Here is a 21003-nt window from a genome sequence, read left to right as displayed (position 1 = left end):
GGGGCCTTTTCTGGAGATCTTCATTGAAAGGGTGGCCGGGCAACACAAACTCCGCAGCGAGGGATGGCCTTGCGCTAGATCGCGTCTGGGGCCTCGCCGCGGCAGCTAAGGAGAAGGAGCTCTGCACGCACATTCTGAGCGTAGCACGCGTGCGTAAGATGAAAGGGCACTACCGTCCGTAAAGTCCACCATGCAGACCTCTCCGGCGCTGGAGCCGGATATGGAGCCTGCAGCAAAGGAGTTTCAGTGCCCATTTCGGGGATCGACCTTTCCACCATAGATCACACGGTCCGGCCGCAGGATGACCTGTACCAGCACGTCAACGGCGCCTGGCTGAAGGCCACCGAAATTCCCGACGACCGCCCACTCGAGGGCACATTCACCGCCTTGCGGGACGGTTCCGAGATAGCCGTCCGGGACATCATCGAGGAAGCGGCGGCCAAGGCCGGTTCGGCCAGCGGGATCGAGCGCAAGATTGGTGGCCTCTACAGCAGCTTCATGGATGAGGAAACCGTGGAGGCCAAGGGGATGGAACCCATCCGGCAGCGGATTGCGGACGTCTTCGCCACTGCCTCCGCCGCCGACCTCGTTGCACTGGCAGGGCGGCTGTTCCGCTCGGACGTGGGTGGCCTCTTTTATATCTACCCGGCCCCCGACGCCGGGAATCCGGACCGCGTCCTGCTGTACACCGGCCAGGGCGGCCTGGGGCTTCCGGACGAGTCCTACTACCGTGAAGACAAATTCGCGCCCATGGTGTCCGCGTACCGGTCGCATGTGCAGACCATGTTCGGCCTTGCCGGCGTGGCAGACGCGGAAGCCGCGGCGGGACGGGTGGTGGAGCTCGAAACGAAGCTCGCGGCACACCACTGGGACAACGTCACGCTGCGGAATCCGCAGAAGACCTACAACCTGAAGAGCGCGGATGAAGCGTCAGCCCTGTTCCCCCACCTTGCCACCTGGTTTGAGGCGGCGGGCATCGACGGGGACAAGCGGCAGGAGATCGTGGTGAGCACGCCGCCCTTCTTTGAAGGTGCCGCCGGGCTCCTGGACTCCGAACCGTTGTCCGTGTGGCAGGAATGGCTCGCCATGCGCGTGATCAGTGCCGCTGCACCCTACTTGTCGTCCGCTTTCGTTGACGCGAATTTCGCGTTCTACGGCACTACCATCAGCGGCACGCCCCGCAACAAGGACCGGTGGAAGCGCGGAGTGGCCGTGGTGGAGGCTGCCCTGGGCGAGGCCGTGGGCCAGATCTATGTGGCCCGGCACTTCCCGGAGACGCACAAGGCCCGGATGCAGACCCTGGTCGCCAACCTGATCGAGGCCTACCGCCGCAGTATCACGGGGGTGGGCTGGATGGGTGAGGCCACGAAGGCCGAGGCACTGCGGAAGCTCGAAGGCTTCCGGGCAAAGATTGGCTTCCCTGACGAATGGATCGATTATTCCGCCGTGGAGATCGATCCTGCCGACCTGCTCGGCAACGTGGAGCGGGCGCACAACGCCGACGTCGACCGCCACCTTGATGAGGTGGGCAAGCCGGTGGACCGCAACAAGTGGCTGATGACCCCGCAGACGGTCAACGCCTACTACCACCCGATGATGAACGAGATCGTTTTCCCCGCCGCGATCCTGCAGCCGCCGTTCTTCACCGCCGACGCCGATGACGCCGTTAATTACGGAGGCATCGGCGCAGTGATCGGCCACGAGATCGGCCACGGCTTCGATGACCAGGGTTCGCAGTTCGACGGCGGCGGCACCCTTCGGAACTGGTGGACGGACGAGGACCGGCAGGCCTTCGAACAGCTCACGGCCAAGCTGGTAGCCCAGTACGATGCCTTGTCGCCGTCGGCCGCCCCCGGGCATCACGTGAACGGGCGGCTCACCCTGGGCGAGAACATCGGCGACCTGGCAGGCCTGGCCATCGCCTACAAGGCGTACCTGATCAGCCTGGACGGCAGGGAACCGGAAGTCCTGGACGGCCTCACCGGCCCGCAGCGCTTCTTCGCCTCCTGGGCGGCCGGTTGGCGCCAGGTGATCCGGCAGGAAGAGGCCGTCCGCCGGCTTGCCACGGACCCCCACTCCCCGAACGAGTTCCGGACGAACGCCATTGCGAAAAACCTGGACGCGTTCCACGAGGCGTTCGACGTCACTGAACAGGACGGCATGTGGATGCCGCCTGCGGAGCGGGTCAGCATCTGGTAGGTCTCCCGGGACGCTGCCCTAGCCGAAAGCGGGGCGCCACCCTGGTGGGTGGCGCCCCGCTTTCGGTTATATGGAGGATTTACTCCTGGACGATCAGGTACGGGTTGGCCTGCTGGCATGTCGCGTCGCCAGCCGTCTGGTTGACGATATCGTCGGGCAGCGCGGCCCCCGCCCCGGACCCGTAGGTGGTGCCCGAGGTAAAGTCCGTGCCAAGGTAGACCTGCACTCCTGAGACACCGGGGGCGGGAACCAGCTGGCCCGCCGGGATGCCCAGCAGTGCGGCGACGTCGGCGGCAACATCGGCGAAGTCAGAACCGTAGTAGACCACGGATTGTTCCACGGCTGCGTTTTCGAACTGGGCGGCCTGCGTGAACCCACCGGAGACCAGGGCCTGCACGATTTCCTGGGCACGGCCGGGGACACCGGTGCCGTTGGCCACCGTCACCGGCTGCAGCGCCTTGTCGTATGGTGGCGGCGCCGGAACCGTTTCGGTGGGGGCGGCCGACGGCGGTGCACTTTCGCCGGGCGCTGGCGTGGCGGGCGCGGTGGGGTCGGTCAGGTCCACGTCCTGCCGGAGCGCAGCGAAGAGCTGGGAGCCGGCTGGTTCGGCGATCTGGAGCCTGTTCGGATCAAGGTCCGCCGGTGTGGTGGGGACGGCGACGAACGCCACCTTGCTGATATCGATGTCCTTGAGCCGGTTGCCGATGGTCAGCAGGGTGGGCACGGAAGCCAGGCCTTCATCCACCGTCAGGTTCTGGGTCACGACGTCGGCGATCTTCAGCATCTTGCCGGGATCGGACAGGGTGCCGTCGTCCTTGATCTTCCGGGTCAGCGACGAGAGGAAGCCCTGCTGCGCCTTGATGCGGCCCAGGTCGCCGCCGTCGGCAAAGGCATGCCGGGTGCGCAGGAAGGCAAGTGCCTGCTCGCCCTGGACCATCGAGGTGCCAGCAGGCAGCCGCAGCCGGGAGTCAGGGTCGTACACGGCGTCGCTGATGCAGACTTCCACGCCGCCCACAGCGTTGGACAGTTCCTTCACGGCGTTGAAGTCGGCCATCATGAAATGGTCCACTTCCAGGCCGGTGATCTTGTTGACAGTGTCCACAGCGCAGCCGATGCCGGCTTCCGTCATGGCCTCGTTGATCATGATGCCGCTCCGGGCAGGGTGTTCCTGGCCGGTCTTCTCGTCCTTGCACTTGGGAATGTCCACCAGCAGGTCGCGCGGGAAACTAATGACGCTGACTCGTTTGTTGTCTTCCGAGATGTCCATCAGCATCATGACGTCCGATTTGCCGTACCCCGCGGAAAGGTCGGCTTCGCCGTACTCGGCGTTCTTGCCGTCCCGTGTGTCCGAGCCCAGGATGAGGATCTGCATCCTGCCCGTCGCGTCGCTGACCATCTCGCTGTTGCCTCCGCCGGCGTTCAAGGGCGCCTTGGAAATGTTGTTGTGGAGGCGCAGGTACCAGAATCCGGCGAAAGCCAGGCCGCAGATGATGGCCACTGACAGGACACCGGTGACGATCTTGAGCCAGACGGGCATGCCGCGGAGTGGGCCAAGATGCCGTGCGGTCCCTAAGGCGCTATCGTGCGCGTGCCGGGATACGGGTCCTGTTCCCGCTGGCGCATCAGCTTCGTTGTCGCGTATATCGCGGCCTCGAACCACGTGGTGAACCTTCCTCTAAATTCAAAATCCGGCCCATTTTAGTGGTCCAGTCTGGGAAAACGCCGGGCGTCCGCCCGGCCGCGGCGGCACAGGCCGGATCAGAAACCGAGTTTGACCAGTTGTTTCGGGTCGCGCTGCCAGTCCTTGGCCACCTTGACGTGGAGGTCGAGGTAGATCCGCGTGCCGAGCAGCGCCTCGATCCCCTTGCGCGCGTTGGTGCCCACCTCGCGAAGCCTGCTGCCGCCCTTGCCGATGATGATGGCCTTCTGCGAAGGGCGCTCCACATACAGGTTCACGCGCACATCCAGGAGCGGGTTGTCGTCAGGCCGGTCCTCCCGCGGAACGATCTCTTCGACCACCACGGCCAGGGAGTGGGGCAACTCGTCCCGCACGCCCTCGAGCGCGGCTTCCCGGATGAGTTCGGCGACCATCACCGCTTCCGGTTCGTCCGTGAGCTCGCCATCGGGATACAGCGGAGGCGACGGCGGCATGTGGCTGATCAGGACGTCAGCGACAGTATCCACCTGGAAACCGTCCGTGGCGGAGACCGGCACGATGTCCTTCCAGCCCTCCTCCCCCAGGACTTCGCGGCCGAGTTCCGCCACGGCAAGGAGCTGCTCGGTCAGTGCCTGGCGGTCCACCAGGTCCGCCTTGGTGACGATGGCGATGACCGGCTTGCGGCCCACCGCCGCCAGCTGGGCGGCGATAAATTTATCGCCGGGGCCGATCTTTTCATTGGCCGGCAGGCAGAACCCAATGGCGTCAACCTCAGCGAGGGTGTCCGCGACGAGGTCGTTCAGGCGCTTTCCAAGGAGGGTACGCGGGCGGTGCAGGCCCGGGGTGTCCACCAGGATCAGCTGGGCATCGTCCCGGTGCACAATGCCGCGGATGGTGTGGCGGGTGGTTTGCGGCTTCGCGGAGGTGATGGCCACTTTCTTCCCCACCAGGGCGTTCGTCAGGGTGGACTTTCCGGCATTGGGCCGGCCCACCAGGACTGAGAATCCTGCGTGGAAGCCTCCGAAGTCTTCCGGTGCTGCCTTATTTTTCTTGCTCACGTGGAACTCCCTGCTGGGTTGTGTCCGCCTCTTCGAGGAGGTCTTCAAAGTCAGTGTCTACTCTTGGCACCGGCGCCGCAATGATGTGGCTGACGCGGTTGCGCCGGCCTTCCAGCCGGTCGGCCCGGAGTGAAACGCCGTGGACTTCAACCTGGCTTCCCACGATGGGGACGCGGCCCAGCGCCTTGGCAAGGAGGCCGCCCACGGTGTCCACTTCGTCGTCGTCCAGCTCGATGTCGAAGAGCTCGCCCAGGTCATCGATGCTCATCCGTGCGCTGACCCGGTAGGAACCGTCTCCAAGCTCAACGGCTTCGGCGCTTTCCGTGTCGTACTCGTCCACAATTTCACCCACGATTTCCTCGATCAGGTCCTCGAGGGTGACCAGGCCGGCGGTGCCGCCGTATTCGTCGATGACGATGGCGACATGGGTGGATTCCTTCTGCAGTTCGCGCAGCAGGTCGCTCACGGGTTTGGACTCGGGGACGTACCGGACCTCGCGGGCCAGCGAGTCCACCAGGGGCGGTTCCGCGTCCGGGGCGAGTCCATGGACGGCGGCGGCCACGTCCTTCAGGTAGATGATGCCGAGAATATGGTCCGTGTCCTCGCCGATCACGGGAATCCTCGAGTAGCCGGACCGGAGGAACAGGGACATGGCCTGGTGCAGGCTCGATCCGGATTCGATGCTGACGATGTCCGTCCTGGGGACCATGACGGCGCGCACCAGCGTGTCGCCGAAGTCGAACACCGACTGGATCATCTCGGCTTCGGTGTCCTCAATCATGTCCGATTCGCTGGCGCGCTCCACCAGTTCACGGAACTCCTGCTCGCTGAAGAACGACTCGTCACCGCCGGGCGCGCCGGGCGCGGCCGAGCTGCCCAGGGCCACGAGCAAACCAGGGATGGGCCCCAGGATCCAGGTCAGGAACCGGATCGTGGGGGCCGTGAACCGGACCACGGCCGCGGAGTGCAGCCGTCCGAGCTGGCGGGGCGAAACGCCCACGATGACGAATCCGAGCAGCGCCATGATGCCCGTGGCCGCCAGCCCGGCAAGCCAGATGTTGTCCAGCAGGCTGTAGAGCAGGACGGCAACAGCCACGGCGGAGGCCATTTCGAACCAGATCCGCCAGAACCGCAGCGCACGGATGTGGGCAACCGGCTGGGCAAGGATGCGGCGCATCGCGGTGCTCCGGCTCCGAAGGAGCGCTTCCTCCGCGTCATGGCGCGGAAGGAAATTGAAAGCGGCTTCGGCGGCCGTCAGCACCGCCGCGACACCCAGGAAAAGCAGGGCCATCGCGACCAGGAGCAGAGGCGTCACTGGGTGGTCTCGGCGGGTGCTTCTTTGCCGGTGAAGCCGGACAGGAGTTCCCGCTGGAGCCCGAACATTTCGGCCTTCTCCTCGGGTTCTGCATGGTCGTAGCCCAGCAGGTGCAGGATGCCGTGGGTTGTCAGCAGCAGCATCTCATCCTGGAGCTGGTGGCCTGCGTTCCTGGCCTGGACTTTTGCCACCTGCGGGCATATGGCAATATCGCCCAGCATGCCCTGCGGCGTGGGCCGGTCAGGTGTTCCGGGGGTGAGTTCATCCATGGGCACGGACAGGACATCTGTGGAACCGGGTTCGTCCATCAGCTCAAGGTGGAGCTTTTCCATCGCAGGCTCATCCACCAACAGGATGGACAGTTCCGCCTGCGGGTGGATGTAGAGCTGTTCAAAGATGTACCGGGACAATGCAACGAGTTCCGCTTCGTCCACCTGGACCCCGGACTCGTTGTTCACCTCGATGCTCAAGCGCGTTCCCCCCGTTTTTCCTTAACTGCTGAATGTTTGGCGCGGGCCCTCTGGGCGTCGTCCCAGATGCTGTAGGCGTTGACAATGTCGCCAACCAGGCGGTGGCGGACGACGTCGGCGGCATCCAAAACCGAGAAGTTGACGCCCTCGATGCCCTGCAGGATGTCCTCCACGATTCGGAGCCCGGACCGGGTGCCGAACGGAAGGTCCACCTGCGTGACGTCTCCGGTAACCACCATCTTGGATCCGAAGCCCAGGCGTGTCAGGAACATCTTCATCTGTTCGGGCGTGGTGTTCTGCGCCTCATCAAGGATGATGAACGCGTCGTTGAGGGTGCGCCCGCGCATATAGGCCAGGGGCGCCACTTCGATCGTTCCGGCCGCCATCAAGCGGGGGATGGACTCCGGGTCCATCATGTCGTGGAGGGCGTCGTAGAGCGGGCGCAGGTACGGATCGATCTTGTCGCTCAGCGTCCCGGGCAGGAACCCCAGGCGTTCCCCGGCTTCCACTGCCGGACGGGTCAGGATGATGCGGGTAACCTCTTTTTGCTGCAGGGCCTGGACCGCCTTGGCCATGGCCAGGTAGGTCTTCCCGGTGCCGGCAGGTCCGATGCCGAAAATCACCGTGTTGTCGTCGATGGCGTCAACGTAGGTTTTCTGGTTCAGGGTTTTCGGCCGGATTGTCCTGCCGCGGCTGGAGAGGATGTCGTGGGTGAGCACCTCCACAGGGTTCTGCAACGATTGGGTGCGCAGCAGGGCCACCAGCTGCTGCAGCACCGCCGGGCTGATGATGGTGCCGCGCGCCACGAGTCCGCGGACTTCGTGGAGCAGCCGCATGATCCGGGGTACGTCATGGATGGGTCCGCTGATGGAAAGCTCGTTGCCGCGGACGTGGAAGTTGACGTCCGGAAACTGCTCCTCGATGTACCGCAGCGCCTCATCGTGGCTGCCGAGCGACTGGACCATCTGATCGGAGTTGTCGAAAAGGACCACCTCAGTCCGGATGCCCGGGAGGGAGTGGGGGAACTCCCCGCTGCTGCCCTCTCCGGTGGACCGGCGCTTTCCGTTCGCTGATTCAGTCATAGTGATGGCCTGCTGGCCTGTGGTCCCCTCAAGGTCGGTACAGATTGTCTTTCCATATTACGCCAGCAGCCGCCGGCGCCGGATACGGGAACCGGTCGCATGGACGAAGAATGACCCAGTTCCGTCATTAGGTATCAACTTCATATCGGCCTCATATCGTTCCCGTTTCAGTTGGGCGCAGGCGAGGGCTGGCGGCCGGCAGGTCCTGCAGGGTGTGCCATGCTGGAAATCCAGCTGCAACTGGATGACCAGGCCGCCCGGGGATCGGCCCTCCACGTTAGGAAAGGACAGGACGAACGTGCCGGAATCCGCTGCGCCCCTGAGGGCGGGCCGTGCCGTGGGCCGCATGCGCGGTCTCCTGCTGGCCGGAGTCCTGGCAGCTGTCCCGGTCATGACAGGCTGTATCGCCGAGGCCGGGCCGACGCCCACGGGCACACTGGCCACCGATCCCATCGCCACCGGCACGGCACAGGCGCCGTCCACGAGTGCGCCGCTGGAAACCACCCAGTCCTCGAACAAGGCACCGGTGTACTGGATTGGCCGCAGCGGCAGCGACGTCTTCCTGTACCGCGAATTCCGGGACGTCCCGGACCAGGAAAATCCCGTGACGCGGGCCCTGCGCTCCATGATGTCGGACAAGCCGCTCGACCCCGACTTCTTCACGCCCTGGCAGAACCCCGGCACGCTCGCCACCTCCATTTCGGGTAAAGACGTCATCACCGTGGACGTCTCCGAGGACGCCTTCAACAGCAACCTCGATGCGGAGATGGCCGCCCGGGCCATCCAGCAGTTGGTCTACACGGCAACCGCCGCCGCCGCCAGCTCAGGCCTGATCGACTCCGGGCAGCAGATCCGGGTCCGAATCCTGGTGGACGGGCATACGGACTACCTGGCGTTCGACCACATCCCGCTCGGCGCACTGATGACCCGGAGCACGGGCCTGGTGGCGCCCGTCTGGATTATCGATCCGCAGGAAAACGTGGAAGTACCCGGAGGCAGCGTCAAGATCACCGGACGAAGCACAACCGCCGGCGGCAAGCTCCGCTGGCAAATCCTGCGGTCCGGAACCAACGGCAGCACGGAGCCCTTCCTCACCGGGGAGACAACAGCCTCGCCCGAGCAGGGCCAGGCGGGGGTTTTCACCCTGGCCCTGACCATGCCGGCCGGCGACTACGAGCTGCGGGTGGCGCAGGCCGGAACCGGGGGCGGTCCGGACCAGTTCGAGGACACCCGCGCCTTCAAGGTGCGGTAGCCGTCCAGCGGCCTAGGATGTCGCTGGCCAGCACGACGGCGGCCGGCCCTGCCGTGGATGACCGCAGGACGTGGTGCCCCAGCAGTGCGGTCACGGCGCCTTTGTCGCAGAGCCGGGTGACTTCGCGGGGACTGATCCCGCCCTCGGGTCCTACGATCAGGAGCACCTCGCGGTGTTCCGCTCCCCCGCCGCCGGCCTGCCAACCCTCAAGGACGGTGCGCAGCGGACGGACGGCGTCCACGTGCAGGATGACCGCCAGGTCCGCGGCCTCGACGGCTGCGGAAAGCGCGGCGGTGTCGACGGCGGGGCGGACCTCCGGCACCCAGGACCGCCGTGCCTGCTTGGCGGCGGCGGTCACCACCGACTGCCATTTGGCGTGGGCTTTCGCTGCGCGGTCACCTTTCCACCGCACGATGGACCGCTCGGACTGCCATGGGATCACGGCGTCGACCCCCAGCTCGGTGGCCGTTTCGATGGCCAGCTCGTCCCGGTCGCCCTTTGCCAGGGCCTGGACGAGCACCAGCCGGACGTCCGGCCGCTGTTCGACGGTTACGGACGCGCACTCCACCTCGAGGGCCGCCGGCGCAGCAGCGGCGACCCGCCCTGTCATCCTGGTGCCGGCGCCGTCGACAATATCGACGGCTTCGCCCGGTTCAAGTCGTTTGACAGCGACGGCATGCCTGGCCTCGGCCCCTTCCAGGACGAAGCGGCCGCCCGGCGACATTCCATCCAGGGACCCGGCGGCGGTGAAGAAGACGGGGTTGCTCACCGCTACAGGTTACCGAGGCGGTCCCGAAGCTTGGCGAACATGCCGCCGCTCGCAGCCAGCTTGCCGTCAGTGATCTGCTCACCCCGGAGCTTGGCCAACTGCCGCAGCAGGTCTTCCTGGGCGGCATCGAGCTTGGCGGGAGTCTCCACCTGCAGGTGGACCTTGAGGTCGCCACGGCCATACCCGCGAAGGTGGGTGACGCCCAAACCGCGAAGCGTAATGATTTCACCGGATTGGGTGCCGGGCTTAACGTCGATTTCCTGCGTGCCGTCGAAGGTTTCCAGGCTGACCTCGGTGCCAAGGGCGGCCGCCGTCATGGGAATGTTCAAGGTGGCGTGGAGGTCGTCCCCGTCCCGGACATAAGTGGGATCGTTGTTGACCCGGATCTCCACGTAGAGGTCGCCGGAAGGTCCACCGGCGGGTCCCGCCTCACCCTGCCCGGACAGCTGGATGCGTGTTCCGGTGGCGACGCCGGCAGGAACCTTGATGGTCAGTGAACGGCGGCTCCGGATGCGGCCCTGGCCGCTGCACTCGTTGCAGGGATCCTTGATGACGGTGCCGAATCCTTCGCAGCTGCCGCAGGGGGCAGCCGTCATGACCTGGCCGAGGATGGAACGGACTGCCCGTTGGACCTGGCCGCTGCCGCCGCAGATGTCGCAGCGCTCCGGATGAGTGCCGGGCTGGCAGCAGGAGCCTTCGCAGGTGGGGCAGGTGACCGCCGTATCCACCTCGAGCTTCTTGTTGACGCCAAACACGGCGTCACGGAGGTCGATCCGGACGCTGATGAGGGCGTCCTGGCCGCGTCGGACGCGTGAGGCCGGACCGGTGGAGCCGCCGGCACCGAAGAAGGTGTCGAAGATGTCCTGGAATGCGAAGCCCTGCCCGGCGTAGCTGCCGCCGCCGAACCCGTTGTCCGTGCCGTTCTCGTTGCCGGTGGTGTCGTAGACGCGCCGCTTCTGGGGGTCCGAGAGGACTTCGTACGCATGGGTCACTGCCTTGAAGCGGTCAGCGGCCTCCTCGCCCGGGTTGACGTCCGGGTGCAGGGTACGGGCCAGCTTGCGGTAGGCCTTTTTGATTTCTTCTCCGGTGGCCTCCGGTGAGACTCCAAGGACGTCGTAGTGGCTGCTCAAAGTTCGTATCTCTTCCTTGTTGACTGCATGCAGTGGGGGTGTCCTTCCGCGGACCGGCTGCCAGGGCAACCGGCGCCCCGCTCAGGGCCCCAGAATCCGGGATAGGTAGCGGGCAACAGCCCTGACGGCGGCCATAGTGGTGGGATAGTCCATGCGCGTGGGCCCCAGCACGCCTATTTTCGCTGCGCTGTCCGGACCGTAGCCGGTGGCCACCACGGAAGCTTCGGCAAGGCCGTCGTACGGGTTCTCACGCCCGATGCTGACTGCCACGCCACGGTGGTCCTGCGCCATTTCGCTCAGCAGGCGCAGCATCACCACCTGTTCCTCCAGGGCTTCCAGGACAGGTCCGATGCTGAGCGGGAAATCCACGTTGGACCGGGCAAGGTTCGCCGTGCCCGCCATGACCATGCGCTCCTCGCGGCTGCTGTGCGCCAGGAGCTCCAGCCCGTGGGCCAGTGCCTGCGCAGCCGGCCGCTGCGCCGGGCCGACGGCGGAGACGACGCCGGGCAGGGACTGCCCTAACTGGCCCAGCGGGGTTCCGGCGAGGGAACCGAGGAACTGGGTCCGGAGCGCGGCGAGGGCGTCGTCACCGAGGTCCTGGCCGACGTCGATGACCCGCTGCTCCACCTTGCCGCTGTTGGCGATCAAAACCACCAGCACTTTCCGCGGTGCCAGCAGGACGAATTCGATGTGGCGGATCAGGGCCCGGCTCAGATGGGGATACTGGACCACCGCCACCTGGTTGGTCAGTTGCGACAGCAGCCGGACGGTCCGGTCCAGGACATCATCGAGGTCGTCGGAGCCTTCGAGCAGCGACTGGATGGCGCGGCGTTCAGCCTGGGACAGCGGCTTCACAGCCGAGATCTGGTCAACGAACAGGCGGTAGCCCTTGTCCGTGGGAATCCTGCCCGCACTGGTGTGCGGTGCGGTGATGAGCCCTTCGTCTTCCAGGGCTGCCATGTCGTTGCGGATTGTTGCACTGGATACGCCGAGATGATGCCTTTCCACCAGCGCCTTGGAACCCACGGGCTCGCGGGAGTGGACGTAGTCCTCCACGATTGCCCGCAGCACTTCCAGTTTGCGTGGCTCGCTCACACTCCACCTCCAATCCAGGGTCAGGGCGGCAGCGCCACCCTGTGCAACAAACATCAGGGAAAACCATCAGGGTTAGCACTCGACATGCCTAAGTGCTAACAGTCTATTATGACTCGCCCCGTTGTTAGCATTGGTACCGCTCCGGGCGAAATTCCGGCGGCACTGATCTAGCGCTAGGCGGAGTCGATCCATGGATTACCAGAACTGGGGGCCCCGGGAGATGTCCGGCCCCGTCCGCACCCAACTTCCCGAAGTCCCCGTTGAACGCGGCATGGTCCTGGAGGACGTGCAGTCCGGGTGGGTTGGTGCCGTGACGCGGGTGGAAAAGTCAGGCGGCATGCACGTGGTGGCGCTGGAAGACCGGCGGGGAAAGTCACGGACGTTCCGGCTCGGCTTCGGCTTCCTCCTGGAGGGCCAGGCCATCCGCCTGATGCCGCCGGCACCGCGTGCCGCTGCCGGCGCCGGAGCCGGCAGGACGGCGTCGGGCTCGGTCCGGGTCACGGGCCAGCGTGCCCAGGTGGCCAAAGCCAGCCGCATCTGGGTGGAAGGCAAGCACGACGCCGAACTGGTGGAGAAGGTCTGGGGAGACGACCTTCGAGTGGAGGGCATCGTCGTCGAACCCCTGCACGGCATTGACGACCTCGCCGGAGCGGTGGCCGATTTCCGGCCCGGGCCGGGACGGCGGCTGGGCGTGCTCGTGGACCACCTGGTGCCGGACTCGAAGGAGTCCCGCATTGCCGACGCCGTGATGGCGTCCCCCGGCGCCGCGGGGAACGTCCTGATCGTGGGCCACCCGTACGTGGATGTGTGGCAGGCCATCAGGCCCGCTGTCCTGGGGATCGAGCAGTGGCCCGTAGTGCCCCGGGGCCAGGACTGGAAGACCGGCGTGCTGGCGGCCTTCGGCTGGCCGCACGCCACGAAGGAGGACATCGGGCTGGGGTGGCAGAAGCTGCTGGGTGCCGTCCGCAGCTACGCTGACCTTGAGGCGTCGCTGCTGGGCCGCGTTGAGGAAGTGATCGACTTCCTCACGGTGCCCTGAATGGGGAGCCATGTCCCGGATAGCCAGTATTCTTGGTACTGCAGGTCCTGCGGCACTGTCCGCGGCCGCAGCAAGGCAGCACCGGCATTCCGCACTATTGCACTCTCGAAGGAAACAGACTGTGGCAGAAAACACCCGTGATCACAGGGACAGCCAGGGCGGCGCAGGCCGCTCCGAATACCATGGCGTCCCGGCGAACGCGCTGCCCCTGACGGCAGGCGAGGACAGGCAATGGGCCACCCTGGCGCACTTCGGCGGAATCCTCGGTTGCGTACCTGCGCTGCTGATCTTCCTGATCTTCCGCGACCGCGGGCCGTTCACGGCGCAGGAGTCCAAGGAAGCCCTGAACTTCAGCCTGCCGCCCACCATTGCGGCCGTGGTGGCGAACATCCTGGTATTCATCCCCGTCATCGGCAACATCTTCGCCGTCATTGCCACGCTGATCTGGATCGCCCTGACCTGCTTCTCGGTGGCGGCAGGCATCCACGTGAACAAGGGCCAGCCGCACCGGTACCAGTACAACCTGCGCTGGATCAAGTAGTCCCCACCGGCTCCCAGCCCTCGCAAGCTCGCGCCGGGGCCCTCGCCGGCGTGGGCCCATCCACCGGCTCCCAGCCCTCGCAAGCTCGCGCCGGGGCCCTCGCCGGCGTGGGCCCATCCGGGCAGGTTAGTCCGGGAGGATCCGGCGGACCACCGCGTCTGCGAGCAGGCGCCCCTTCAGGGTGAGGACGAGTTTCCCGCGGAATGCCGCGGCCGGGTCCACCAGGCCGTCGGCAATCAGTCCTGCCATTTCGTGGCGTCCGACAGCGCTCAGGGTGGCCACTTCAAGGCCCGCCTGGAGGCGAGCCTCCAGCATGATGCGTTCGACATTCCGGGTTTCCGGGTCAAGGGTTTCCCGCCCGGCAGCCGGTGAGAGTCCCTGGGCCAGGCGGCCGGCATAGGCGGTGGGATGTTTGACGTTCCACCAGCGGACGCCACCAACATGGGAGTGGGCGCCCGGGCCGATCCCCCACCAGTCGTCCCCCCGCCAGTAGGCGAGGTTGTGGCGGCACGCCTGCTCCGGTGTGCGGGCCCAGTTGCTGACCTCGTACCAGCCCAGGCCGGCCGCGGTGATCAGCTGGTCGGCGAGTTCGTACTTGTCGGCGTGGTCGTCGTCGTCGATACCCGGGACCTCCCCGCGCCGCATCTGCGCGGCGAGCTTGGTGCCGTCCTCCACGATCAGCGCGTAGGCGCTAATGTGGTCGGGCTGGTAGGACAGGGCGGTCTCCAGGGAGTACCGCCAGTCGTCCAGGGATTCGCCCGGCGTCCCGTAGATCAGGTCCAGGCTGACGGCCAGTCCGGCCTCCCTGGCCCACTGCACCACCTGCGGAACCCTGCTGGGGGTATGCGTCCGGTCCAGGACCTTGAGCACGTGCGGAACCGCCGACTGCATGCCAAAGGAAACGCGCGTGAAACCCGCTGCCTTGAGGACAGCGAGGGACTCGGGAGTCACGGAGTCCGGATTGGCTTCGGTGGTGACCTCCGCGCCGTCCTCAATGCCCCACTCGTCGATTGCCGCCCGAAGGATCCGGGCGAGATCGGCGGCGGGAAGCAGGGTGGGCGTCCCGCCGCCGAAGAAAACAGTGCTGAGCTTCCGCGCCGGAAGCCCGGACCCGGCCAGCACCCTGGCGGCAAACGCCACCTCGGAGGCGGCGGTGCCGGCATAGGCGTCCTGGGACGCACCGCCGCCGAGCTCGGTGGCGGTGTAGGTGTTGAAGTCGCAGTACCCGCAGCGCACCGCGCAGAAGGGGATGTGGACATACAGCCCAAACGCACGGCTCTCCGCGCCCTCGGCTGCCTGCGCGGGCAGCAGGCCGTCCGACGGCGCGGGGTCGCCCAGGGGAAGAACACTAGGCATTGCTGCGGCCCGTGATAGATGCGGCCACTGTCATCACTACTTCTTGGCCTTGTCCTTGGACTCGTCGGTGGTCAGCGCGGCGATGAAGGCCTCCTGGGGAACCTCTACGCGGCCTACCATCTTCATGCGCTTCTTGCCTTCCTTCTGCTTCTCCAGCAGCTTCCGCTTACGCGAAATGTCACCGCCGTAGCACTTGGCGAGCACGTCCTTGCGGATGGCGCGGATGCTTTCGCGAGCGATGATCCTGGATCCGATGGCTGCCTGGATGGGGACCTCGAACTGCTGCCTCGGAATGAGCTCACGCAGCTTGCCGGTCATCATCACGCCGTACGCGTAGGCCTTGTCCTTGTGGGTGATGGCACTGAAGGCGTCCACCTGTTCGCCCTGCAGCAGGATGTCCACCTTGACGAGGTCTGCCACCTGTTCGCCGTCGGCCTTCCAGTCCAGCGACGCGTAGCCGCGGGTCTTGGACTTGAGGATGTCGAAGAAGTCGAAAACGATCTCCGCCAGAGGGATCCAGTACCGCAGTTCCACGCGGTCCTCGGAGAGGTAGTCCATGCCCTTCATCTGGCCGCGGCGGCCCTGGCACAGCTCCATGATGGCCCCCACGAACTCGTTGGGGGCGAGGATGGTGGCGGACACCATGGGTTCCCGGACTTCCCGGATCTTGCCGGCCGGGAACTCGCTGGGGTTGGTGACGGTCAGGACGGACTTGTCCTCGAGGGTCACCTCGTAGACCACGTTCGGTGCCGTGGAGATGAGGTCCAGGTTGAATTCACGCTCCAGGCGTTCCCGGACGATCTCGAGGTGCAGCAGGCCAAGGAAGCCCACGCGGAAGCCGAAGCCCAGCGCGGCGGAGGTTTCCGGCTCGTAGACCAGTGCGGCGTCATTGAGCTTGAGCTTGTCCAGGGCGTCGCGGAGCACCGGATAATCGGTTCCGTCCAGCGGGTAGAGCCCGGAGAACACCATGGGCTTCGGATCGGCGTAGCCGCTGAGGGATTCCGACGCCGGCTTGGCAAGGTTGGTGACCGTGTCACCTACCTTGGACTGGCGGACGTCCTTCACGCCGGTGATGAGGTAGCCCACCTCACCGACGCCCAGGCCCTTGGAAGGCGTCGGCTCGGGTGAGCTGACTCCGATCTCCAGGAGTTCGTGCGAGGCCTTCGTGGACATCATCTGGATGCGCTCGCGCGGATGCAGCATGCCGTCCACCACCCGCACGTAGGTGACCACGCCGCGGTAGGTGTCATAGACGGAGTCGAAGATCATGGCGCGGGCGGGTGCGTTGGCGTCACCCACGGGTGCCGGGAGGTCGGTGACGATCTTGTCCAGCAGGGCCTCGACGCCCACGCCGGTCTTGCCCGAAACCAGCAGGACGTCCTCCGGATCGCCGCCGATGAGATTGGCCAGTTCCGCTGCGTACTTCTCTGGCTGCGCCGCCGGAAGGTCGATCTTGTTGAGCACCGGAATGATGGTTAGGTCGTTTTCCATCGCCAGGTAGAGGTTCGCGAGGGTCTGTGCCTCGATGCCCTGCGCCGCGTCCACCAGCAGGACGGCACCTTCGCACGCCGCCAGCGACCGGGAGACCTCATAGGTGAAGTCCACGTGGCCGGGAGTGTCGATCATGTTCAGTGCGTAGCTCACGCCGTCAACTTCCCAGGGCATGCGGACGGCCTGGGACTTGATGGTGATGCCGCGTTCACGCTCGATATCCATGCGGTCCAGGTACTGGGCCTTCATGTCGCGTGCCTGCACCACTCCGGTGGACTGCAGCATGCGGTCAGCCAGGGTGGACTTGCCGTGGTCAATGTGCGCGATGATGCAGAAATTCCGAATGATGGCCGGATCTGTCGCGGCGGGCACCGGGGCGGTGCGGGCCATGGGAGACACGCAGGGGTCCTTACTGTTGGCATTTCCGCGGCTGCCGGCGGGTGCACCCTTGATCAGGTTCCCGCGGTCCAGCCGCACATCGTCAACTTCAAGTGTCCCACGTCCGGGCGCGTGGCACCGCATCCCGTTGGGGGGTTTACAGTCGTGCCCGCAGCAGGGCCCGGCTGTAAGGTGGCGGAATGCCTTTCAGTCTCCGTCCCCTGGCGAACGCCGTCCGGAGCGGGCTTCGGCTGCTAAGTGCGACCGGGCCCGCTTCGTCCAAGAACCTGGCGCCGTCCCGTTCCCACGCCCGGGGGCCTGCTGCCCCTGCCGGCACAAGCCGCTACCCGGGGGATTTCCGCGGGCGCTCCGTCGTCAGCTATGCGCCCAAGCCCGACGGCGATCCGGACCCCGGCGAGGTGGTGTGGACCTGGGTGCCGTACCAGGAGGACCACTCCCGCGGGAAAGACCGCCCGGTACTGCTGGTGGGACGCAGCGGACCGTACCTGCTGGGACTGATGCTCACCAGCAGGGACCGGGTGCCCGCAGCATCCGCATCCCCCGACTACGTGGACCTGGGCGTGGGCGGCTGGGACCGCCAGGCCAGGCCCAGCGAGGCCCGGCTGGACCGCATCCTGCAAATCAGGCCGGCGGACATCCGCCGGGAGGGCGCTGTGCTGGACCGCAAGCGCTTTGACGCCGTGGCCGCAGGGCTCCGCGCGCGACACGGCTGGACGTAGGCCTTGAATGGCCAGCCCGGCGGCTGACCTGCTATTCTTTATAGCTGTGTGTCCGTGCAGGTCGACGGCCACTGATGGTTGGCCGCCATAGGTATCCCCACGCCGCTCAGTCAATGGCCAGCCTGAAAGCCCTCTAGACCATTTCCGCATTAAAAAGAGAGTTCACACGTGGCGAATATCAAGTCCCAGAAGAAGCGCATCCTCACCAACGAGAAGGCACGCCTGCGCAACAACGCAGTCAAGTCCGAGCTGAAGACGGCCATCCGCGCCGTCAACACCGCCGTTGAGTCCACGGACAAGGATGCAGCTGCTGCTGCCCTGGTTGTTGCCAGCCGCAAGCTGGACAAGGCTGTCAGCAAGGGTGTTCTGCACAAGAACAACGCAGCAAACCGCAAGTCGGCGATCTCCAAGAAGGTCAACGCACTGTAAGGTTTCCAGTTCCCCGAACTGATGATCGTGGCCGGTACCCTCGGGTACCGGCCACGCGCCTTTAAGCGGTACCGCCTGCGGACTTAGCGGCCCTGCACGGACATTGCGATGATCCTGACCGCATTCTCGACGGCGAACACAGGGTCACGCGAGAGCCCCTTGACCTGTGCGTCCGCCTCCGCCGTGGCCTGGATGGACCGGACCAGCCCTTCCGGAGTCCACCGCCGGACGTCACGCTGCGCCTGCTCCACCAGCCACGGCTGCATGCCCAGTTCGGCGGCGATCTGTGTCGCGGAGCCGGAAGCGCCGGCCACCCGGGCCACCGTGCGCAGTTTGGCCGCCAGGGCAGCCACCAAGGGAACCGGATCGGCCCCCGTGGCAAGGGCATGCCGGAGCGTGGAAAGCGCCAGGGGCCCGTTTCCGGCCATCGCAGCGTCGGCCACCTTGAATGCTGTCGCCTCGATCCTGCCGCCGTAGTACCGGTCAACCACCTCAGACGTCACGGTGGTTCCCGCATCGGAAATCAGCTGGCTGCACGCAGCGGCCAGTTCGGAAAGGTTGGCCCCTACCGCGTTGACCAGGGCCAGGACCGCGTCCTGCTCGATCCGCCGGCCGGCCGCTTTGAACTCCGCGGACACGAAGGCCATCTTGTCGGCGTCCTTCTTGAGCGGCTGGCAGTCCACCACCGGCCAGCCGCCCTTCTTGATGGCGTCGAGGAGCTTCTTGCCGCGCGCTCCCCCGCCATGCCGCAGGACCAGGACGGCGTCCGGTTCCAGATGGCCGAGGTAGGCCAGGGCGTCGGCCAGGAAAGCCTCGTTCATGGCTTCCAGGCCTTCGACCTCGATTAGTTTGCTTTCCCCGAACAGTGAGGGGCTGACCAGCATTAGAAGGCTTCCGGCCTCGTAGGCGGCGGCGTCGACCCGGCTGACCTCCACATCGGGAGACGTTGCCCGGACCTGCGACCGGATGTTGTCCATGGCCCGAATGCCCAGGTACTCCTCGGGGCCGGTGATGAGGACAACGGGTGCCGGGGCTGCATCGCGCCAGGCGGCAGCATTCGACGCCGCCGGACGGGTTGCTCGTTTTTGCGCAGCGGCCATCGGGGATCCCTTCCGGAATATTTTGTGGAGTATCCCAGCCTGCCATGTCCTGCACCGTGGTCAAAGCCGTGTTGCCGGTGCGGGGCCGCCCACTTGCGCTCCGGCAGCGCAAGAAGCGAAACCGTGGTCCGGTGAGCCGCGAGGGCAAGGCGCACAACGGCCTGGGGACGTGCCGCCGCCCACGTGGCAGCTGCGGTGAGGACCGAGAGCAGGAGCATGGACAGCAGCCCGGTTAAACCTTCCGGCCAGGGAAGGGAGGTACCCGGAAGCTGCGAGCTGACCCGTGCGATGCCCGCGACGCCGGCACTGAACGTTCCAGCCACGGCGATGAGCAACGTGGCGGGCCAGGGTGCCAGGGCAACAAGGGGAACCGCCGCGGTTCCCAGCAAGGTTACCGGCGCCACCAAAGGTGATGCGGCCACGTTCGCCAGGAGCGAGTAGGTCGAAAACTGGGGCTGCAGCAGGACAATGACGGGCCCGCACAGCAGCTGGGCGGACAGCGGAACCGCCACGGCGGCGGCCGCCCACCGGGGAATGCCGGCGGGAGTCCAGTCAATGATCCGCCTGCCCAGGACGATGATTCCCAGCGTCGCCAGGACGGAGAGCAGGAACCCGAAGCTCCCGCCCAGCCCAGGGTCGACGAGCAGGAGCCCTGTCACCGCCAGGCAGAGGAAACTCAGCCCCCGCCCGGAGCGGCCCGCGGAGAGGGCAGCCACGGCCACCGCTCCCATCACGGCTGCCCGCAGGACGCTGGGGTCCGGGCCGACGAGGACTACGAACATCCCCAATCCGGCCAGGGCCGCGGCGGCGGCGGGCGCGCGCGGCATCCGCATTTTCCGGCAGGCAAGCAGCAGCGCACCCAGGACGAGGCTGCAGTTGGCCCCGGAGACAGCGGTGAGGTGGGTCATGCCCACGGCCTTCATGGCGTTTTCCAGCCCTTCGTCCAGGGCGCTGGTGTCCCCTGTGACCATGCCCGGCAGGAGGCCTGCGGCATCAGGGGCCAGAAACGCGGCAGCACTGACAAACCGGACCCGCAGGTCCTTTGCCGCGCTCTCCAATCCGGAGCCGCCGTCGGCCGGGCCCGGCGCGGAAGAGGCAGCCAGCGTACCGGCCTCATACCGCCCTGGGTCAGCCGGACGCAGTTTTCCGGTGGCGCGGACGGCTTGTCCCGGGACCAGGGTTCCCCAGGTGCCACCTCCCATGACCACCAGCTGTGCCCGGGTGTGCAGCACCACGCCCCCAGTGGCGACTTCCCGGGTCAGGACGGGCACGGACCATCGTTCGGGCGGACTTGCATGCCCGGGCCTGCTCAGCGGACGGGGCGTCCCGGCCACCTCCACCAGCGCGACCACAGACTTCCCGTCGGCGATAGCCTCGGCGAGCGGGCCATCAAAACGCTGGCTGGAGGCCACGGAGGAATGGGCTGCAGCGGCGGCGGCGAGCAGGAGGGCAACGGCAGTGGTGGCCCGGAAGCTGCGCCGGCCCAGCGGCTGCCCGGCGGGTGTCCGCCGGCGGAGCCGCACCAGCAGCAGCACGCCGAGGGCCGCCAAAACCACACAGAGCACGGCCAGGGCAGCAGGCGTCAACCACAGGCCGGCAAGGGAAGCGCCCCAGACCATGGCGGCAGGAAGGGCAAGGCGGAGATCCGTACGGCGGCCCGGGGATCCGGTGCCGGCGTCGTCGCTGCCGGCTCCATCGCCTGGTGCAGCGCCGCCCCTCGGCTTAGGCAGGGCAAGCCCGTCCCGGATTGCGTCCATGCGGCCTGAGTATGTGCCGGAGACGGGCCGTTTCCTGCTGTCCTCCACGTTCGGCCCGTTGACGCCATAACCGGCGCCTGCTCCCTGCGCGCCGCTGACGGCGGAGTCCACGTAACGGCTCCACGGACTGGCCTTTCGCCCTGCT

Annotated in this window: 18 protein-coding genes; 6 read left to right on the top strand and 12 right to left on the bottom strand. The window is 66.4% G+C overall.

The window, feature by feature from the left end; genetic code table 11:
* Positions 1 to 246: 246 nt before the first annotated feature.
* Positions 247 to 2199, top strand: coding sequence for a M13 family metallopeptidase (locus AC5RT3_RS17310; RefSeq protein ID WP_494053596.1), 1953 nt, complete (start codon positions 247 to 249; stop codon positions 2197 to 2199).
* A gap of 79 nt (positions 2200 to 2278) precedes the next feature.
* Here the strand turns inward: AC5RT3_RS17310 and AC5RT3_RS17305 are convergent, their stop codons facing one another.
* The 5 genes from AC5RT3_RS17305 to AC5RT3_RS17285 all read right to left on the bottom strand — a co-directional run bounded on the left by AC5RT3_RS17305 (position 2279) and on the right by AC5RT3_RS17285 (position 7781).
* Positions 2279 to 3736 (bottom strand): LCP family protein, encoded by a 1458-nt coding sequence (locus AC5RT3_RS17305; protein ID WP_494053595.1) that lies wholly within the window; start codon positions 3734 to 3736, stop codon positions 2279 to 2281.
* Between the two features lie 221 nt (positions 3737 to 3957).
* Entirely contained in the window at positions 3958 to 4914 is a 957-nt protein-coding gene (gene era / locus AC5RT3_RS17300; protein WP_494053594.1) for a GTPase Era, read from the bottom strand.
* Positions 4898 to 6229 carry a hemolysin family protein gene (locus tag AC5RT3_RS17295; RefSeq protein ID WP_494124754.1) on the bottom strand — a complete coding sequence of 444 codons (1332 nt, stop codon included), beginning with the start codon at positions 6227 to 6229 and terminating at the stop codon, positions 4898 to 4900. The genes era and AC5RT3_RS17295 overlap by 17 nt, the downstream gene beginning before the upstream one ends.
* On the bottom strand, positions 6226 to 6699 hold the full coding sequence (ybeY, locus tag AC5RT3_RS17290; RefSeq protein WP_009358798.1) for an rRNA maturation RNase YbeY: 474 nt from the start codon (positions 6697 to 6699) through the stop codon (positions 6226 to 6228). The genes AC5RT3_RS17295 and ybeY overlap by 4 nt, the downstream gene beginning before the upstream one ends.
* Positions 6696 to 7781: a PhoH family protein gene (locus tag AC5RT3_RS17285; protein WP_494009223.1), complete on the bottom strand. Its 1086-nt coding sequence runs from the start codon at positions 7779 to 7781 to the stop codon at positions 6696 to 6698. The genes ybeY and AC5RT3_RS17285 overlap by 4 nt, the downstream gene beginning before the upstream one ends.
* 298 nt (positions 7782 to 8079) lie before the next feature.
* Between AC5RT3_RS17285 and AC5RT3_RS17280 the strand changes: the two genes are divergently transcribed.
* A complete protein-coding gene (locus tag AC5RT3_RS17280) occupies positions 8080 to 9033 on the top strand; it encodes a GerMN domain-containing protein (RefSeq protein ID WP_494124753.1) in 954 nt (317 codons plus the stop codon).
* On the opposite strand, the gene AC5RT3_RS17275 is transcribed toward AC5RT3_RS17280, so the two are convergent.
* From AC5RT3_RS17275 to hrcA, 3 genes are all read right to left on the bottom strand, one after another.
* Entirely contained in the window at positions 9020 to 9802 is a 783-nt protein-coding gene (locus tag AC5RT3_RS17275) for a 16S rRNA (uracil(1498)-N(3))-methyltransferase (RefSeq protein ID WP_494124752.1), read from the bottom strand. The genes AC5RT3_RS17280 and AC5RT3_RS17275 overlap by 14 nt on opposite strands.
* Before the next feature lie 2 nt (positions 9803 to 9804).
* A complete protein-coding gene (dnaJ, locus tag AC5RT3_RS17270) occupies positions 9805 to 10932 on the bottom strand; it encodes a molecular chaperone DnaJ (protein WP_494009226.1) in 1128 nt (375 codons plus the stop codon).
* Between the two features lie 81 nt (positions 10933 to 11013).
* Positions 11014 to 12027: a heat-inducible transcriptional repressor HrcA gene (gene hrcA / locus AC5RT3_RS17265; protein WP_494009227.1), complete on the bottom strand. Its 1014-nt coding sequence runs from the start codon at positions 12025 to 12027 to the stop codon at positions 11014 to 11016.
* Positions 12028 to 12217: 190 nt separating this feature from the next.
* Between hrcA and AC5RT3_RS17260 the strand changes: the two genes are divergently transcribed.
* Positions 12218 to 13066, top strand: a complete 849-nt coding sequence (locus AC5RT3_RS17260; RefSeq protein WP_494053589.1) for a DUF3097 domain-containing protein — start codon at positions 12218 to 12220, stop codon at positions 13064 to 13066.
* Positions 13067 to 13187: 121 nt separating this feature from the next.
* The gene (locus AC5RT3_RS17255; RefSeq protein WP_009358804.1) at positions 13188 to 13607 is read left to right on the top strand and encodes a DUF4870 domain-containing protein; all 420 of its coding nucleotides are present in this window, start codon (positions 13188 to 13190) and stop codon (positions 13605 to 13607) included.
* A 126-nt stretch (positions 13608 to 13733) separates the two neighbouring features.
* On the opposite strand, the gene hemW is transcribed toward AC5RT3_RS17255, so the two are convergent.
* Entirely contained in the window at positions 13734 to 14963 is a 1230-nt protein-coding gene (gene hemW, locus AC5RT3_RS17250; protein WP_494053663.1) for a radical SAM family heme chaperone HemW, read from the bottom strand.
* 36 nt (positions 14964 to 14999) lie between these two features.
* Positions 15000 to 16853, bottom strand: a complete 1854-nt coding sequence (gene lepA / locus AC5RT3_RS17245; RefSeq protein ID WP_009358806.1) for a translation elongation factor 4 — start codon at positions 16851 to 16853, stop codon at positions 15000 to 15002.
* Positions 16854 to 17032: 179 nt separating this feature from the next.
* On the opposite strand from lepA, the gene AC5RT3_RS17240 reads away from it, so the two are divergent.
* Together AC5RT3_RS17240 and rpsT are read left to right on the top strand one after the other, a co-directional pair.
* On the top strand, positions 17033 to 17572 hold the full coding sequence (locus AC5RT3_RS17240) for a type II toxin-antitoxin system PemK/MazF family toxin (RefSeq protein ID WP_494053662.1): 540 nt from the start codon (positions 17033 to 17035) through the stop codon (positions 17570 to 17572).
* 168 nt (positions 17573 to 17740) lie between these two features.
* Complete coding sequence (gene rpsT / locus AC5RT3_RS17235) at positions 17741 to 18001, top strand: 30S ribosomal protein S20 (protein ID WP_494009232.1); 261 nt, start codon at positions 17741 to 17743, stop codon at positions 17999 to 18001.
* Positions 18002 to 18084: 83 nt separating this feature from the next.
* Here the strand turns inward: rpsT and holA are convergent, their stop codons facing one another.
* Positions 18085 to 18978, bottom strand: a complete 894-nt coding sequence (gene holA / locus AC5RT3_RS17230) for a DNA polymerase III subunit delta (protein WP_494053661.1) — start codon at positions 18976 to 18978, stop codon at positions 18085 to 18087.
* On the bottom strand, positions 18885 to 20969 hold the full coding sequence (locus AC5RT3_RS17225; protein ID WP_494124751.1) for a ComEC/Rec2 family competence protein: 2085 nt from the start codon (positions 20967 to 20969) through the stop codon (positions 18885 to 18887). Before AC5RT3_RS17225 ends, holA begins: the two co-directional genes overlap by 94 nt.
* Positions 20970 to 21003: the final 34 nt, after the last annotated feature.

The organism is Arthrobacter sp. Y3221159, assembly GCF_059089885.1.
Note: the sequence above shows the minus strand (reverse complement) of the source record. Positions and strands in the feature narration are given on the sequence as shown.